We start from the raw sequence: 16,781 nt of genomic DNA, 5'->3' as shown, positions 1-16,781 counted from the left end.
CGTCTTGGCGTTATTTAGGCGTTACTGAAATCAAAATCGTCGAGATTGATCCCCAAAGCTTCGCACGAGGGCCAATCCACCGGGATAGCAATCCCGCGCAGGTTTCCATGATCTGCCGCCATGGCCACAGCTTCCGTCCCCAAGCGGAAGTGGTCTGGGCCTTTTGCCAACGCGTAGGCGATCAGTACATGCAGGCATTTCACTCGCTCCGGCATACCGCCGCCAGAAAAATCTGTGCCCAGATCTTCCAATTCGTTGCGCTCACGCAAAAAGGCCTCGTGTGCGCGGAGGTAATCGTCGGCAAGCTCGTCATCGTCGGCCAACCGTGATTCCATCCACTTCATCACGTGCGCCACCTCGAGACGGGAAGCCTCCGCCGTAAGACGCGGATCAGTGAGGTAAAACAGCGTGGGAAACGGGGTGCCGTCGGGAAGTTTCGGCGTCGTTTTAATCACAGCGGGCTGACCATCAGGGGTGCGATAAGAGATCTCGACGACGCCGCGTGGTCGCCGCCCCAATTGTTTTTCGACGACAGCAAGCTCGGCGGAAGAAACACTCATGCCGCCTATTCTCGCATGAAACGACTCGCTACGCGCAACCGGTACCAGTACGCTTACTGGGCGGGTTCTTCTGCTGGCTCTGGAGCATCCGGGGCTGACTCAGCGCCCGGCTCTTCCGGATTATCCGAGCTTTCGCCCGCACCGGCAGGCTCCGGTGCCTCAGGTGGCTCTACTGCCTGCGGTGGTTCCGTGATCGAATCCCACAACACCTCATACCACGGCCGGGCTTCTTCATAGTCTTGCCGTGAAGTCGTGACCGAATCATTATCGGTAATACGTGGATCCAAAATACGGTAAGCAGTCTCACCAGGTGCTACCAAGCCAAAGCGGCGTCGCGCTTGCTCACGAACAAAATCTTCGTCGTGATAACGCTCTATTTCTTCTTCCAGCGCCGACTTTTCGGCCTGTTTCGCGGCGATGGAATCTTCCAAACGGGCAATTTCTGCCCTGCCTTCATAATAATTGCGCAGTGGTACTGCCACAGAGACCAAAATCACCAGCACCACAGAGACCATCACGCCGATGCTGACCAGATCGAATCGCTGGTGCAGCTTTTTCGTGGCCTTTGGATTCCGGGCAGCACCATTCTGCCCGGTGGTACGAGAAGAAACGGGCACGGTGGTCCGTGTCCGCAGCGTAGATTTTTTACGCTCAGTCATGATCTCCTCGAATTAGCATCCAGCGCAGGTTTTAGCCCCGGAAACGTGGGAATGCGTCCCGTCCAGCGTAACGTGCTGCAGCATCGAGTTCTTCTTCGATACGCAGCAAACGGTTGTACTTGGCTACACGCTCAGAACGGGCCGGTGCACCCGTTTTGATCTGACCGCACGATAGTGCAACCGCCAAATCGGCAATGGTGGTGTCTTCGGTTTCACCGGAACGGTGCGACATCATCGTGCGATAGCCGTTACGGTGTGCCAGTTCCACCGCATCGAAAGTTTCTGTCAGGGTACCAATTTGGTTGACCTTCACCAGCAGCGCATTCGCTGCACCCTTGTCGATTCCTTCACGCAAGCGCTGCGGATTGGTGACGAAGAAATCATCACCGACGATTTGTACCTTGTCGCCGATCTCGCGGGTGAGGTTAACGTAGCCGTCCCAGTCATTTTCATCCAATGGGTCCTCGATCGACACGATTGGGTACTCGTCGATCAGTTCGGCATAGACCTGTGCCATTTCCTCGCCGGACAGCTCAGAGCCTTCGAACTTATACGAGCCGTTGTCGTAGAACTCAGACGATGCCACGTCTAGTGCCAGTGCGACGTCCTTACCTGGCTGGTATCCGGCCTTCTTGATGGCTTCGACGATCACGTCCAAGGCAGCGCGGGTCGATTCCACGGACGGCGCGAATCCGCCTTCATCACCGAGACCAGTGGAAAGACCGCGTTCTTTCAGCACGGCCTTCAGCGCGTGATAGACCTCAGCGCCCTGCTGCAACGCTTCGGCAAAACTGGTGGCAGACAATGGTGCGATCATAAATTCTTGCACGTCGACACCGGAATCCGCGTGCGCGCCACCGTTGAGGATGTTCATCATCGGTACCGGCAGCACGTGGGCATTCGGGCCGCCGATATAGCGGTAGAGCGGCAGCGCTGCAGAATCAGCGGCAGCCTTGGCCACTGCCATGGATACACCCAAGATCGCATTGGCGCCCAACTTGGATTTGTTCTCGGTACCATCCAGCTGCAGCATTGCTGCATCGATCAGGCGCTGATCATCAGCTACCTGGCCAGCCAACTCATCAGCAATGACTTCGTTGACGTTTTCGACCGCTTGCAGAACACCCTTCCCCAGGTAACGCGTGCCACCGTCGCGCAGCTCATGGGCTTCGTGCTCACCAGTAGAAGCTCCAGACGGTACCCCGGCGCGGCCATGGGCGCCGTCGTCTAGAACAACTTCTGCTTCCACGGTAGGGTTGCCTCGCGAATCCAGGATCTCGCGAGCGAAAACGTGCATGATATCAGCCACTGGCTGGGCCTCCTCAGAGAATTAATGCGCAGTCGTGCGCCTTGTCAGGTGCAGTGAACACACTTAATTGTTCCAGATTTTCTTCCCAGCTGTAACAGGCACCCCGCACTAGCGGGATGCGGGCTGGTCAATGGCATAAGAATTCGCGGCATCGCGGACTTTGAGGACATAATCATTCGAGTTGTTATACGACAGGATCGCCTCGGTCCATGCTTGGGCATCATCCAAGTTTCGGCCATCAGTGCACAGCAATTTCGCAGCTGCCAGCGCAGCATCGTCGATGTGCTGTGGATCCGCAAACCCGTCCCCGGAAGCATCCAGACCATAGCGGTGCCAGGTTTGCGGAATAAACTGCATTGGACCAACCGCACGGTCATAAACCTCGTCGTTATCAAATTCACCGCCGTCGGTATCCGGGATGTGCACAGTGTTATTGGTGCCATCCAGCGCGATCCCGATAATCGGTGGATCTACCCGGCCGTCCTGCCCAATGGAAGGCCTATCGAACCAGTTACCGGCATAACTGCCGTGGCGGGTTTCGACCCAACCTATGCCCGCCAACGTCGTCCAATCCAGATTGCACGACGGCCACGCATCGCGGGCAATCAACTCCGCGTTGCCATACGCCCGCAACGCCTGCTCCGGGATCCCGGTGTCGTCGGCAAGCCCATCAGACCAGTAGGTGAGCTTATCGGCGGTACGTCCTTCGCTATGCACGTCAATCGAGGGCACTTCCTGCCCAGCCGCCGGCGGCACGTTATCCGGCACCGGCTGCAACTGGCGGGTCACCGACGGTCCATCAACAAATGACAGTAGCCACAGCACCACAGAGATGATCAACACGATCCCCAGCACTGAAGCACAACCGACTTTTAGGCAGCCTGATCTCCCACTTTGCACTGAATAATCCATGGTGGAATAAACCTACCCTCGCGCCTGTTCCGCACGCTTACCCTCTGCCCACAGCCGGTCTTGCTCTTCTTGCGAAACCACAGTGCTGGTGCCATCGAAAAGGTACGGCGCCCGTGAACGCATTTTCGCGATGAAACTCGCTGCCACATCATCCAGACTAAACGCTTGCCGACGCCGCCCGAGCTCCGCATGAAACAGCAATTGCAGCAGGACATCCCCGAGTTCGCGCACCAGCTGGCCGTCGTCAATATCGCTATTGGTGTCGGCAGACTCGATAACGTCGGCAAGCTCAGCGACTTCCTCCCGCAAATACGGCACGAGAGTTTTATGCGTCTGCAGTAGTTCAAACTCGCCAATATCGCGGGCACGCTGCATCACCTGGCGGGCAATATGCAGCTGATCATCGCGTGAACGGGCAGCGATCACACGCTCGCCGCGATCCAGTCGGTCCAGTACTCGCTGATCTGCCTCGTTAGTACTCACCAAAAGACCCTGGCCAACAGGGTCTGTTCCACTGATGATGTCGCCGAGGGTCCACCGCACCGACACAGGCACTTCCTCGGTATAACTCACTGGCCCATAGACACCACTGAATACTTCCAACGGGATTTGTTCGGGCCAACGAGGATCAAGAAGCAGAACAGTCATGGCCACAATCCTATAAGCAACCATGCCCGCTATACCCACCCCACCTTTCGCATCCAGAGTTTTCCAGGGTAGCTTTACCATCATGCACAGCGAGCCACATGCGAGAACTTCGAACACCGCAACCTCACGCGGGGCTGCAGCCACATCCCCCACCGGCGCAGATTCGCAGCACTCAGGAGAGGGAAAATCCAAGCACACCGTGACAATGTGGTCACTGGTGGCACTGATCATCGGCTCCTGTGTTGGCGCCGGCATCTTCTCATTGCCGCAAAATATCGCCTCGGTTGCCGCGCCCGGCGCGATGCTCATTGGGTGGGCAATCGCCGGTGTGGGTATGCTCTCAGTGGCGTTTGTGTTCCAGATTCTGGCGCACCGCAAACCGCACTTGGACTCCGGGGTGTATTCGTATGTGCGCGCTGGGTTGGGCGATTTCATTGGCTTTGCCTCAGGCTGGGGCTATTGGCTGGGCTCGGTGATCGCCCAGGTGGGCTACGCCACGCTGTTTTTCAACACCATCGGCCACTACATTCCACTGTTTCACGAGTCCAACCGGTGGGCCTCTTTCCTCTCGGTCAGTGTGATGACCTGGGTGATTTTCGCCCTGCTGAGCCGTGGGGTGAAACAAGCAGCGATCATGAACACCGTAGTGACCGTCGCCAAGCTGGTGCCCATCCTGGCGTTTATCGTGTTGCTGCTGTTCTTTGGGTTCAGCTGGGATACCTTCACCCTGGATTTTTGGGGCCATGACTCCAGCGAAGGCTCTGTGTTCGAGCAGGTGCAAGGCATCATGTTGTTTACCGTCTGGGTATTCATCGGTGTGGAGGGCGCCTCGGTGTATTCCAAGCAGGCTAGGCAGCGTACCGACGTCGGACGCGCCACTGTCCTGGGCTTTGTCTCCGTTCTCGTGCTGTTGGTATCGGTGGCAACGCTGTCTTTTGGTGTGTTAAGCAAAGAGGAACTAGCCGCCTTGCCCGATAACTCCATGGCTGCAGTACTCGAAGCAGCGATTGGCCCGGTCGGTGGGCTGCTGATCTCGATCGGATTGTGCATTTCCGTGCTGGGTGCCTATGTTTCCTGGCAGATGCTGTGTGCTGAACCCCTGACCATGATGGCTATCGACGGCCTGCTGCCCAAACGCACCGGATCCATCAATGCGGCCGGGGCACCATGGATGGCACAGTTGATTTCCACCTCGGTCATTCAATTCGCCGTCATCGTATTCTTCCTGAACGAAACTGCCTATATTTCCATGGTGCAGCTGGCCACCGTCATGTACCTGCTGCCCTATATTTTCTCCTCGCTGTACCTATTGCTGCTGGCTCTGCGTGGCAAAGGCATCACCCATCCGCACGCAGGCACCAGGTTTGATCTCTCCGGGCCCGAGATTTCCCGGCGGGAAAACCGCAAGCATTTATTCATCGGCGCCGTCGCTTTTATTTATTCGATGTGGCTCATTTATGCCGCCGATCCGGTTTATATTCTTTTCGGCGCACTCGCAGTTGTGCCCGGAATTGTCCCCTACGTGCTCACGCGAATCTCGCGCCGGGAAAAGCTATTCAACGGTTTTGAGTGGTCAATCGTGGTCCTGGTCTTCGTCGCTGCGATTATCGCTGCCGTGGGACTGGCGAATGGTTCGCTGCAGCTGTAATTCTGCGGTGTTGTATGCCCTGGGTGCGCTGGTCGCGAATTAGCCGTAGCTGGTAGTTCGCTGAAGGTTTTTAGTACGGTATGTACAACTGTTTCCTGTGACTATTTCCTGTGACTTTGACTTCTTTTTGGGAGCTTTTGTGACTCGTACCAGCGCGCATCTCACGCGTCCAACTACTGACGCTGCTACTACTGACACTGTTTCTGATCCTCATTTCGACGCCAGCACTACTGCGGAACACAATGCCGCACCGCACAAGACCGCAACCGCCGCAAACCGGAGCCTTGCAGGCGGCTACACCGCATGGGCCAACCGGGTGCGCGAGCTGGCAGAACAACGCAACGCTGTGATCTTGGCGCACAATTACCAAATTCCAGAAATCCAGGACGTCGCCCATCACACGGGTGATTCACTGGCGCTGTCCCGCCAGGCCGCAGAAACCGACGCAGACATCATCGTGTTTTGCGGTGTGCACTTCATGGCAGAATCCGCGAAGATTCTCTCGCCAAACAAGAAGGTGTTGATTCCGGATGCGCGCGCTGGTTGTTCTTTGGCCGATTCGATTACGGCGAAACAACTTCGCGAGTGGAAAGCCGAGCACCCCGATGCACTGGTGGTCAGCTACGTCAATACCACCGCTGATGTAAAAGCCCTGACCGACGTGTGCTGCACCTCGTCGAATGCCGTCGATGTCGTCAACTCCCTGCCTGCCGACCAAGAAATTCTTTTCTGCCCAGACCAGTTTTTGGGCGCTTATGTCAAACGCGAAACCGGCCGAGAAAATATGCACATTTGGGCTGGCGAATGCCACGTGCACGCCGGGATCAGTGCGGAACAATTAACGCAACAAACCCAGGACAACCCCTCGGCTGATCTCTATATCCACCCCGAATGTGGTTGTGCGAATTCCGCGCTGTACTTAGCGAACGAAGGCTTGGTGCCGCAGGAGCGTGTGCACATGCTTTCTACTGGGCAGATGATCACGCAGGCACAAAAGCAGCCGCACAACAAGGTGCTTGTGGCTACCGAAACCGGCATGCTGCACCAACTGCACCAGGCAGCACCGGACATTGATTTCCAAGCCGTCAACGACCGCGCTGAGTGCAAATACATGAAAATGATCACGCCGGAAGCCCTAGTGCGCTGCCTGGAAACCGAAACCGACGAAGTCACGGTGGACACCAATATCGCGGATGCTGCGCGCAAATCCCTCGAGGCCATGATCTCCATCGGCAACCCCGGTGGTGCCGAGTAAATGGCGCACCTGCAGTTACCTGATTGCTCTGCCCTAATCACCAGAGCCTTAGAAGAAGATTTCGCGTACGGGCCAGACCACACCACCGTGGCGACGGTAGCCGCTGATGCCACCTGCACCGCCGAATTGAATGCGCGCCAGGATGGAGTCATCGCTGGGTTGGGGCTAATCGAGCCAGTATTTTCCGCTACCGCCCAGCGGCTAGCCAGCTTGGGCATCTCGCTTGCCGACGCACCCGCAGACGATAGCCGTGCCGATGCTCACTCACCACAGGCTTTCCGCCTGACGCTGGAATGCCGCGACGGCACGGAGGTTGCCGCGGGGCAGCGCTTGGCGACGATTACTGCGAACACTCGTCTGGTACTCGCTGCCGAACGCACACTGCTCAATATCATCTCGCACGCCAGCGGTATTGCAACGGAAACCCGCCGGTGGGTGCGTGCAATCGAGCACGCGGCGGCCCACAAAGCGACACACCACACCGTGATTCCGCAAGCCGGTGTCCGCGATACCCGCAAGACTTTGCCGGGAATGCGCGAGCTGCAAAAATACGCGGTCCGCGCTGGTGGTGGCAGTAATCACCGCATGGGCCTGGGCGATGCCACCATGATCAAAGACAACCATGTGCACGCCGCCGGAGGTAGTGTCAGCCAGGCGCTACGCCTGGTGCGCGAACACGCCCCGCGTGTTCCTTGCGAAGTAGAAGTCGATACCCTGGAACAACTCGACGACATCCTACCGCTGCACCCAGACATCGTGTTGCTCGATAATTTCACTCCTGCTGAAGTCCACGCCGCCGTAGCGCGTCGGCAAGAGCTTAGCCCTGCCACCAAGCTGGAAGCCTCCGGAGGTTTGTCGCTAGATCAGGCCGGTGACTATGGCACCACCGGGGTTGATTATATTGCGGTAGGTGCACTGACCCATTCAGTGCGCGTGTTGGATATTGGATTGGATTTTTCATGAGCACAACCCACATCGCGCTTATTGGCGCCGGCCCGCGCGGAATCTCCGTGCTAGAACGTCTAGCGGCGTATCTGCACGAAGCGTCTGGCAAGCACTCCCGGCCAGGGCACGCGCAGCCGAGCGCCCCACGCGTTACCGTCCACATCATCGATGATTCACAAATCGGTGCCGGGCGCGTCTGGGATACCGACCAAACCCGCACGCTGTGCATGAACACACTGGCAGATGCCGTCACATTGTTCACAGAGCCCGGTTCCTCGGTCGGCGCACCCGTATTGTCCGGGCCAACGCTTTACGAATGGATTCGCCTGCTTCGTGGAGATGATCTGCTGGCAGCACTCGAGGCCGGCTCTCTGAATTATGATACTGCTGCCGAGGTAGTCGCAGCGAAACAAGAGCTTTTCCGCCAGCACCCACCACGGGATGGCATAGCTGAGGATTACCGCGAGGAACTAGCCGGCAGCGTGGAACAATCTAATCCTTCGCGGGCACTTTATGGCGAGTATTTACGCTGGGTATACCGGGTCGCCGTGGCACAATTGCCGGATTCCGTGGACGTTGTCGAGCACAACTCGCGTGCTATCAGTATCCAGCAGGCCGACATCCAACAGGCCGACCGGGATGCGCAGGCTGGCAACGCGGACAGCGCATCAGACTATGACGCCGCAGATGTTGGCAGCCCGAACTATGACCTCATCACGCTGGCCGACGGCACCACCATTTCCGCGCACGCCACCGTGCTGGCCACCGGTTGGGTACTAAACGCAGATAACGACGAACAATACCAATTGCGTGCTGCCAACCAGTCGGAAGACCTACGCTGGATCGGCCCAAATAACCCTGTGGAACAGCCCGTCGAGACGATACCTGCAGGGAAACCGGTGCTCGTGCGTGGTTTGGCATGGGATTTTTTGATCTCATGGCATTGTGCACCCTGGGGCGCGGCGGCTTCTTTGAGGTGGACCCCACCAGCCGTTCCGGGTTACGGTACCGAGCTAGTGGCACTGAGCCGCAGTTCGTGGTGACTTCCCGGCGGGGTTATCCTTTCTTACCCAAGTCGGATTATGGATCACTCCCACCCAAGGCACAGATGCCGCGGCTGCAGGACGCATTGGCGGCAGCGCAAGACTGGGAACGGATTGATTTCTCCATCGATTTCGCCCCGTCGATTATCCGTGATGCGTTCGAAGCTTTTTACCGCACCCTGGCACACGTGCGCCCAGACACGATTGTGACCAGTCTGGATGAGATTGTCTCGGTCATTGATTCCACCCCGGTGCACGTGCTGCTGGACTCGCACGGTGTCCACAGCGCATTGGCACGGCATACTTCGGATTTCTGTGATCTGCAGCCGTATTTTCATCCGCGCGCAGAATCGACCAGCCAGGTTGCAGATTCCCTGGCCCGCGATATCGACGAGGCCCTCAAGGGCACAGATTCGCCGATCAAAGCCGCCCTGTGGGTATTTGCCTCCTGTCGCAAACACGTCGGCATTGCCGGTAGCCAAGGCAAATTCACCCCGGATTCCGCATCACCAAGCCTGCAAGAGGTCATGGCTTTGGGCCAGATGGTGGGGTCAGGACCACCACTATTTCGGTCCCAGCAGTTGCTTGCGCTTGTCGACGCCGGCCTGGTGGAATTCCTCGGGGCTTATCCACAACTGGAAATCAGCGCAGACGAGTTCACGCTGACCTGCGGTTCTGGGGTTGCTGCGCGCCGGGCTAGTGCTACCACACTTGTCGACGCTTGGTTGCCGAAGCCCGATATCCGCTTCCCCGCGGATCTGCTCAGCCAGTCTTTGTTTGCTTCTGGTCGAATCCGCCCGTTTGTGGTCGACGGTGTCCAGACTGGTTCGCCGGAAACTGACACCACTACTCGTCGGACGATTCATCCGGACGGCGTCCAGGATTCCCGGCTGCACATCATCGGTATTCCTACGCATGCGCAGATGCCTGATACCACGATTTCCCCGATGCCGGGAACTGATCCACTGATGCTGCAAGAAACGGATCACACCGCGCGCAGTCTGCACGCGATTATTCGAGATCTACCCGACGCAACTCCACAGTCGTAGGTGCTTGTGCAAGGCCTGCAAGCACCAGCTGCGTCATCCACCGCTGGTGGTCAGGCATAATATCGCTGGCCACGCTAGTGAGTTTCCGGGACAGCACGCCAATGGTGATAATAAATCGTTTGGCGTGCAGATCTTCCGATACAAAACCGTGGTGCGCGGCTTTTGCCAGTAACTTTTCGAATGGTTGCATATCGCGGTTGCGCACTACGCTGGCGAATTGTTCGACAAGGTCTTCACGCTCGGCATACCGCGATACCTGCTCGCTCAACGGACCTATCCCCTGTTCCACGAGTTCAACGACCACATTGGTCCACGCTTGCCAAGGGTCGTCATCCCAGCGCGCATCATATTTTTCGATGATTTCGCGGTGTTGCGCGTAGACGTAATCACCAACTGCCAAAATTAATGCCCACCGGTCCGGAAAATTCCGGTGCACTGTGGCTACTCCAACCTCAGCTTCGGCAGCGATGGCGCGAAATGTCACATCAATTCCTTGTTGCCGGAACAGACGATGAGAAGCCCGGATGATGGCTTCACGGTTTGCTTGGGCATCTGCGCGCACTGGTGCGGCTCCTTTCTCGGAGCGAATCAGGCAGTCGGTCATTATGCCTGTGATGGGGTGTTTTTGTTCCGCTCTATCTTAGTACACCGGCCCTCATGAAACCGGTCTACTTTTTCGGCGGGCGCTTCGGGCTGGTCACAGTCTGATCACCCGGAATCCAAAACCGCAACGGGGCATCCACGTTTTTCGAAATGCCGATACGCGGCCCAGCCACCCATGCTGGTTCTTGCGAGCGAGCTTCAAGTCGCGGATGCATCGGTGCGTCGGCAGAAATATGCGTGTCCGGGGCGTCGCGTGGAATCTGGTGCACGGGAAGATGATTGTGCTCGGTTCCCAGTCCCAAGGCCTTGCCGACGTTACCCGGCCCAGAGGCTAACCGTGCAAAACTCACCTCGCCCCTGCGACTACGCGCCTCCTCCTCGCCGCTAAGCACGCGACCGGCACGAATCAAACATCCCTGACCAGTGCCGTCTGGCCCACACACCAGATTGCAGCAGCGGTGAATTCCATAGGAGATATACACATAAAGATGGCCACCCGGCCCCCACAATGCAGCATTGGCAGGCGTTTTGCCGCGGAAACTGTGCGCAGCTTCGTCGGTGCCATGCAGATAGGCTTCCACCTCCGTGATCTCAATCGCCACGGGTCCATAGGACAACGTGCAGCCCAATAATTGTGGAGCAACGACATCTGCGTTTGCACCAAAATCCAGCATCGTCGCGCCACCGCCTATTCACTGAGGGAAAACACGGATCCACCGGATTTTTGCGCCCGCATAGTCTTAGTCGAGCCTTTACGCCGCGTCGTGGTTGTGCCGGTGGCACCGGAGCCTGCCCCAGAGGAATCCTGCACGGGTGCCTTCGGTTTCTTGCCACCAGAAACATCAGTGGCTTCCACATCAAACATCTCGCTCAGGAAATCCGCCATCCACTGCAGAAGTTCCACATCGCGCAACTTCGGGTCCGTCACGTTGCCGCGACCAGCCTTCGGAAATGGCAGCTGAATAGCCTTGGCGGCGGCACGATAATTCGCACCAGGATGCGTGCGTTTCAGTCGCACCTGTTTCGAATCCGGCAACTCTACCGGCCCGACCTTAATCCGGGTGCCTTGCACCATGATGTCGGTGACCCCGGCGCGCCGTGCCTGGTGGCGCAGGCGTGCCACGGCCAGCAAACGCTCGACCTCTTCCGGAATCGGTCCGTAGCGGTCTTCCATTTCCTCGACGACAAGGCGTAGGTCTTTATTATCCTGCGACGAGGCCAGCTTGCGGTAGACCTCCAGGCGCAGGCGTTCCGAAGAAATATAGTGTTCCGGGATATGCGCATCCACCGGCAGGTCGATACGAATTTCTTTCGGTGACTGATCTGTGGCATCCAGTGCCTCACCGCGGGAAAGCGCTTTGAAGGTTTCGACAGCTTCGCCGACCAACCGGACATACATATCGAAGCCGACGCCTGCGATATGCCCGGATTGTTGGGCGCCCAGCACGTTTCCGGCTCCGCGCATTTCCAGGTCTTTCATGGCCACTGCCATACCGGCACCGAGATCGTTGTTTTGTGCGATCGTCGCCAAGCGGTCATAGCTGGTCTCAGAAAGTGTGGCTCCTTGCGGGTACAAGAAGTAGGCGTACCCGCGCTCCCGGGAACGTCCGACGCGACCGCGCAGCTGGTGCAACTGTGACAGCCCCATCTGGTGGGCATTTTCCACGATCAAGGTGTTGGCGTTGGCGATATCCAAGCCGGTTTCCACGATCGTGGTGCATACCAACACGTCGTATTCGCGATCCCAAAAACCCTGCACGGTACGTTCCAGCAGGTCCTCGTTCATTTGCCCATGGGCGACGACGACGCGAGCCTCTGGCACCAGTTCGCGGATTTCCCGGGCCTTTTTCTCGATGTCCGCGACCTTGTTGTGGATCACGAAGGTCTGACCATCGCGTAACAGCTCGCGGCGGATCGCAGCCGCAACTTGTTTGTCTTCGTAGGCACCGACATACGTCAGGATCGGGTGCCGGTCTTCCGGTGGGGTGAGGATCGTCGACATTTCCCGGATACCCGCCATCGACATCTCCAGGGTGCGTGGGATTGGGGTTGCCGACATCGTGAGTACGTCGACGGATGAACGCAAGGCTTTGATGTGTTCTTTGTGCTCGACACCGAAGCGCTGTTCCTCATCAACGACGATCAAGCCGAGGTTTTTCCACTGCACGCCGGTCTGCAGCAACCGGTGAGTGCCAATGACGATGTCGACGGTGCCGTCGGCAAGCTCTTTAATGATCTGCTTCGCTTCTCCCGCGGTACTAAACCGCGACAGCACCCGCATCTCCACGGGGAAGCCTGCCATGCGTTCGGCAAACGTGTCGTAGTGCTGCTGTGCCAACAGCGTGGTCGGCACCAACACCGCGACTTGTTTTCCATCTTGCACCGCTTTGAATGCAGCGCGTACCGCAACCTCGGTTTTGCCATAGCCAACGTCGCCGACGACAACGCGGTCCATCGGGACCGACGATTCCATATCCGCTTTCACTGCTTCGATGGCCAGCATCTGGTCTTCGGTTTCGACGAACGGGAAGTTATCTTCCATCTCCGCCTGCCAAGGAGAATCCGGGGCAAAAGAATACCCCGGCGCGGCTTGGCGCTTCGCATAAAGTTGCACCAGCTCGCCAGCGATTTCACGGACCGCGGCGCGCGCCTTTTTCTTGGTGTTTTTCCAGTCCGATCCGCCCATTTTCGACAGCGTCGGTGCTTGCCCGCCAGTGTATTTGCTCAGCAGGTCCAGCGATTCCATGGGCACCCACAATTGGTCTGCGGGTTGTCCGCGCTTCGACGCGGCGTATTCCAGCACGATGTATTCGCGGCGGGAGCTTTCCCCACCGGCATTAATTGTGCGCTCAGCCATTTTGATGAACTTGCCGATGCCGTGGGTTTCGTGGACGACGAAATCGCCTTTTTTCAGTGCCAGCGGGTCCACGCGGTTGCGGCGTTTGGCGGGCCGACGTTTGGCACCGGCGATATCGCCAACACGGTTACCGGTCAAATCGGTTTCGGTAACCACGACCAACGGGAGCGTCGCACCGTCATGCTGGTTGCGGACTTTCGGAAAGACCAATCCGGCGTGGCTCAATGCCTGATACAGCGTAATCTCGCCAGCGTTGGGTTGCCAGCCGGGTTCTGCCACGTGCGCCGAAATGCCGTTTTCGCGGAATCGTTCCGCCATGCGTTTGATAGCACCGGCCGCCGGGGCGATATATGCTGCGCGTCCACCCGACTGGCAATGGGCGCGAAGCTGCGACATCATCGCTTCGATTTCTTTGGCATCGCCTTTTGGCTGCGGACCAGCCTCAAATTCGAGCGGCAACGTCGCGGCCTCATCTGCGGCAAACATTCCTGGAGGGGCGAACGTCCACCAGGAACTGCCACGTTCCCGGGTGATGTCTTCTAATTGTTCCAGGGACAAGTAGTTTGCTGCCGACAAGTCAAGTTTGTTGTGGGCCACCGGGCCATCCGCCCCCATGGCTGCTGCTTCCCAGCTCGCGGCCAAAAATTCTGCGTCGGTATCGTGCAGGTCCTCTACCCTACGCCGCACCTTTTCTGGGTCCATGACCAGAACATGCGTGTTATCAGGCACCAGGTCCAACAGCGACACCATCGGCGTATCCGCCAGCACCGGAAGCAACGCTTCCATGCCTTCCGATGGGATCTTTTCCGAGATCTTGGTGAGCAATTCCGCTAGCGTCGCGTTGGAAGCATACTCGCGTGCGAGTTTTTCCGCTTTCGCTGCTACCGCATCGGTAATGGGCAGTTCACGAGCCGGGAAAATAGCAACTTTGCCAACTTCGATCTCAGAGATCGTTCGTTGGTCTGCCACAGAAAACTGGCGGATATCGGTGATTTCATCACCCCAGAATTCGATGCGCACTGGATAGTCCAGGGTCGTGGGATAGACATCGACGATGCCGCCGCGTTTGGCGAATTGGCCTTTTTTACTGACCATATCGACGTGCGAATATGCACGGAATTCTAATTCAGCAACCAGCTGGTCAAAGTCATATTCTTGGTCTTCAGCCAGGCTAATCGGCACCCGGCCGTCGACAGATTCCAGCACTGGTTGCGCCAATCCGCGTGCTGGGGTCACGATAACGTCCAGCTCGTCTAAGCGATGCAGCACGTCAGCACGCTTACCGACGATATCTGCCCCCGGAGACAAACGCTCATGTGGCAAAGTTTCCCACGCGGGAAACATCGCGACCTTATTACCCAGCATGGCAGCTAATTCTGCCTGTAGGTCTTCAGCTTCACGGCCGGTGGCTGTGAGCACTACCACCGGGGCATGGTGCGCCAGGGTGCCGATAGCCCAGGGCCGAGCTTGCGTAATGCCGGTGATGTGCAGGGTTGGTTCACCAACATGATTGATGAGCCCTTTGAGTTTCGGATCGCTGGCAGCAACTTTTAATAGGCCGGCGAGCATATTCACTTCGGGATCATTCTCCTGACTGAAATGGCTGGTGGCTGGAGCCTTACCCCTTGATATGAAAAAGCTTCCCCACCAGGACTCGAACCTAGAATGACGGTACCAAAAACCGTAGTGTTGCCGATTACACCATGGGGAAACGTCAGCGCTACTGCATTATCATTACGTTGCCATTCGGGATAATCATCATCAGATGATGACATCGAGACGAATGTGCAGTTGTGCACCAACGGCTTGCAATCTTACACAACTAGGTGAAGAAATAAAAACCACCGGTCACACAAAGCTCCATACAACAGGCCATACAACACACAGCCAGGACTTTTCGCCCCGCACTCGCCATTATCATTAGCCTTGAACTATAAATCTCGGCTCCCCGCGCACCGCACGCAATCAGCAGCACCACCAGCAGCAGAGCAATGGCCGCCACATTGCCATCGCCAACGCGCTACAAAACATTGGTGACCAGACGGCCTCAGCCAAAACTGTCTTGCCCTGGCTATTTACCGCTGCTGGAGTGCCAGCAGCATTTTCTGGTTTGCTGGTGCCGGTTCGCGAGTCCTTAGCCATGCTCCCACAGGCTGCACTGCGGGGGTGGGTCACATCTCAAGGATCCCGGAAACGGATTTGGCTACTGGGCTCACTAGGTCAAGCGCTCTGTGCTGCACTCATGGCAATTGCCGCATTAGTACTGACCGGAACCTCGCTGGGGGTTGCGATCGTGGCGCTTTTAGCCTGCCTAGCGATTTTTCGTTCCTTGTGTTCACTTTCCGGGAAAGACGTTTTGGGCCGGGCTGTCAGCAAAGGACAACGCGGCGCGGTCACCGGCACCGCAACCACGTTATCGGGCATCGTCACTATCGCTGTCGGTGGCGTGCTGTTGTTCGTCCCCTCCCCAATTCCTGTTTGGGTCGGTGCAGTCCTCATTGGCATTGGTGCACTCGGTTGGTGTGTGGCAGCGCTATCTTTCGCGCGTGTCGACGAAAACCTCAGCACTCGACCGGCCAAGAATGCTGCGCAATCAGCCCTTCCCAGCACCACACTTCCCTGGTATAGCGATACCTGGCAGTTATTGCTTAACGACGCCCATTTCCGACAATTCGTCATCGTGCGCTCTCTACTCTTGGTCTCTTCGTTCTCCACCGCTTTTATCGTCACACTGAGCGCGCGCAACGACAGCAGTTTCGCCGATTTGGGCGCTTTCGTGTTTGTCTCTGGCCTTTCAGCGCTGCTTGCAGGAAGGATTTCCGGGATCTGGTCTGATCGTTCCTCCAAGACCGTGATGTCCGTCGCCGCTGGCACGGCCTCATTGGTGCTGTTGCTGCTGGTAGCAAGCTCACTGACTCTTCCTCCCGGCTGGAATTCCGTACTATTTCCACTGGGATTTTTCTTAGTTTCCCTCAGCCACGCCGCCATACGCGTGGCTCGTTCGACCTATCTCGTGGATATGGCTGAAAACGACCAACGCACCCGCTATACCGGTGCCGCAAACACACTGATGGGCGTAATTCTGTTAGGTGTCGGCGCATTGTCGTCGGTCATCGCACTCCAAGGCCCTGCCTGGGCATTAGTGTTTTTGGCTCTTATCGGTTTCGTCGGTGTTTGGGCCGCTCGCAAGCTTCCGGAAGTCTCACAAGGTAGCTAACCGCCCCGCGGTCAACCGCGCGTGTGCGAACACATCGTTATGATTGATGCCATTAGTTAACCCCCATTTGTTCAGG

The 16,781-nt window shown here is 57.4% G+C and carries 12 protein-coding genes and 1 pseudogene; 5 read left to right on the top strand and 8 right to left on the bottom strand.

What is annotated here, in order from left to right; all coding sequences use genetic code 11:
- Positions 1-14: 14 nt before the first annotated feature.
- From ACP8MI_RS03845 to ACP8MI_RS03825, 5 genes are all read right to left on the bottom strand, one after another.
- Positions 15-560, bottom strand: a complete 546-nt coding sequence (locus ACP8MI_RS03845) for a DUF501 domain-containing protein (protein WP_018119903.1) — start codon at positions 558-560, stop codon at positions 15-17.
- 53 nt (positions 561-613) lie between these two features.
- Complete coding sequence (locus ACP8MI_RS03840; protein ID WP_018119902.1) at positions 614-1,219, bottom strand: septum formation initiator family protein; 606 nt, start codon at positions 1,217-1,219, stop codon at positions 614-616.
- Between the two features lie 31 nt (positions 1,220-1,250).
- Positions 1,251-2,528 (bottom strand): phosphopyruvate hydratase, encoded by a 1,278-nt coding sequence (eno, locus tag ACP8MI_RS03835; RefSeq protein WP_018119901.1) that lies wholly within the window; start codon positions 2,526-2,528, stop codon positions 1,251-1,253.
- A gap of 108 nt (positions 2,529-2,636) precedes the next feature.
- Positions 2,637-3,440, bottom strand: coding sequence for a lytic transglycosylase domain-containing protein (locus tag ACP8MI_RS03830; protein WP_049148224.1), 804 nt, complete (start codon positions 3,438-3,440; stop codon positions 2,637-2,639).
- Positions 3,441-3,452: 12 nt separating this feature from the next.
- Complete coding sequence (locus ACP8MI_RS03825) at positions 3,453-4,088, bottom strand: MazG nucleotide pyrophosphohydrolase domain-containing protein (RefSeq protein ID WP_026167760.1); 636 nt, start codon at positions 4,086-4,088, stop codon at positions 3,453-3,455.
- Between the two features lie 82 nt (positions 4,089-4,170).
- On the opposite strand from ACP8MI_RS03825, the gene ACP8MI_RS03820 reads away from it, so the two are divergent.
- The 4 genes and pseudogenes from ACP8MI_RS03820 (at position 4,171) to ACP8MI_RS03805 (ending at position 10,028) form a co-directional block, all read left to right on the top strand.
- Entirely contained in the window at positions 4,171-5,736 is a 1,566-nt protein-coding gene (locus ACP8MI_RS03820) for an amino acid permease (protein WP_275042151.1), read from the top strand.
- 139 nt (positions 5,737-5,875) lie between these two features.
- Entirely contained in the window at positions 5,876-6,991 is a 1,116-nt protein-coding gene (gene nadA / locus ACP8MI_RS03815) for a quinolinate synthase NadA (protein WP_236658163.1), read from the top strand.
- Positions 6,992-7,954, top strand: a complete 963-nt coding sequence (gene nadC / locus ACP8MI_RS03810; protein ID WP_018119896.1) for a carboxylating nicotinate-nucleotide diphosphorylase — start codon at positions 6,992-6,994, stop codon at positions 7,952-7,954.
- Positions 7,951-10,028 (top strand): annotated as a pseudogene (locus ACP8MI_RS03805) (FAD/NAD(P)-binding protein). The gene nadC and the pseudogene ACP8MI_RS03805 overlap by 4 nt, the downstream one beginning before the upstream one ends.
- On the opposite strand, the gene ACP8MI_RS03800 reads toward ACP8MI_RS03805, so the two are convergent.
- The 3 genes from ACP8MI_RS03800 to mfd all read right to left on the bottom strand — a co-directional run bounded on the left by ACP8MI_RS03800 (position 9,991) and on the right by mfd (position 15,057).
- Positions 9,991-10,590: a TetR/AcrR family transcriptional regulator gene (locus ACP8MI_RS03800; protein ID WP_239212076.1), complete on the bottom strand. Its 600-nt coding sequence runs from the start codon at positions 10,588-10,590 to the stop codon at positions 9,991-9,993. The pseudogene ACP8MI_RS03805 and the gene ACP8MI_RS03800 sit on opposite strands and share 38 nt — an antisense overlap.
- 106 nt (positions 10,591-10,696) lie before the next feature.
- Positions 10,697-11,305, bottom strand: coding sequence for a DNA-3-methyladenine glycosylase (locus ACP8MI_RS03795; protein WP_049148230.1), 609 nt, complete (start codon positions 11,303-11,305; stop codon positions 10,697-10,699).
- A gap of 14 nt (positions 11,306-11,319) precedes the next feature.
- On the bottom strand, positions 11,320-15,057 hold the full coding sequence (gene mfd, locus ACP8MI_RS03790) for a transcription-repair coupling factor (protein ID WP_239212085.1): 3,738 nt from the start codon (positions 15,055-15,057) through the stop codon (positions 11,320-11,322).
- 493 nt (positions 15,058-15,550) lie between these two features.
- Here mfd and ACP8MI_RS03785 point away from each other — a divergent pair, with 493 nt between their 5' ends.
- Positions 15,551-16,705: an MFS transporter gene (locus ACP8MI_RS03785; RefSeq protein ID WP_490290713.1), complete on the top strand. Its 1,155-nt coding sequence runs from the start codon at positions 15,551-15,553 to the stop codon at positions 16,703-16,705.
- Positions 16,706-16,781: the final 76 nt, after the last annotated feature.

Source organism: Corynebacterium sp. LaCa_70 (assembly GCF_058182015.1).
Note: the sequence above shows the minus strand (reverse complement) of the source record. Positions and strands in the feature narration are given on the sequence as shown.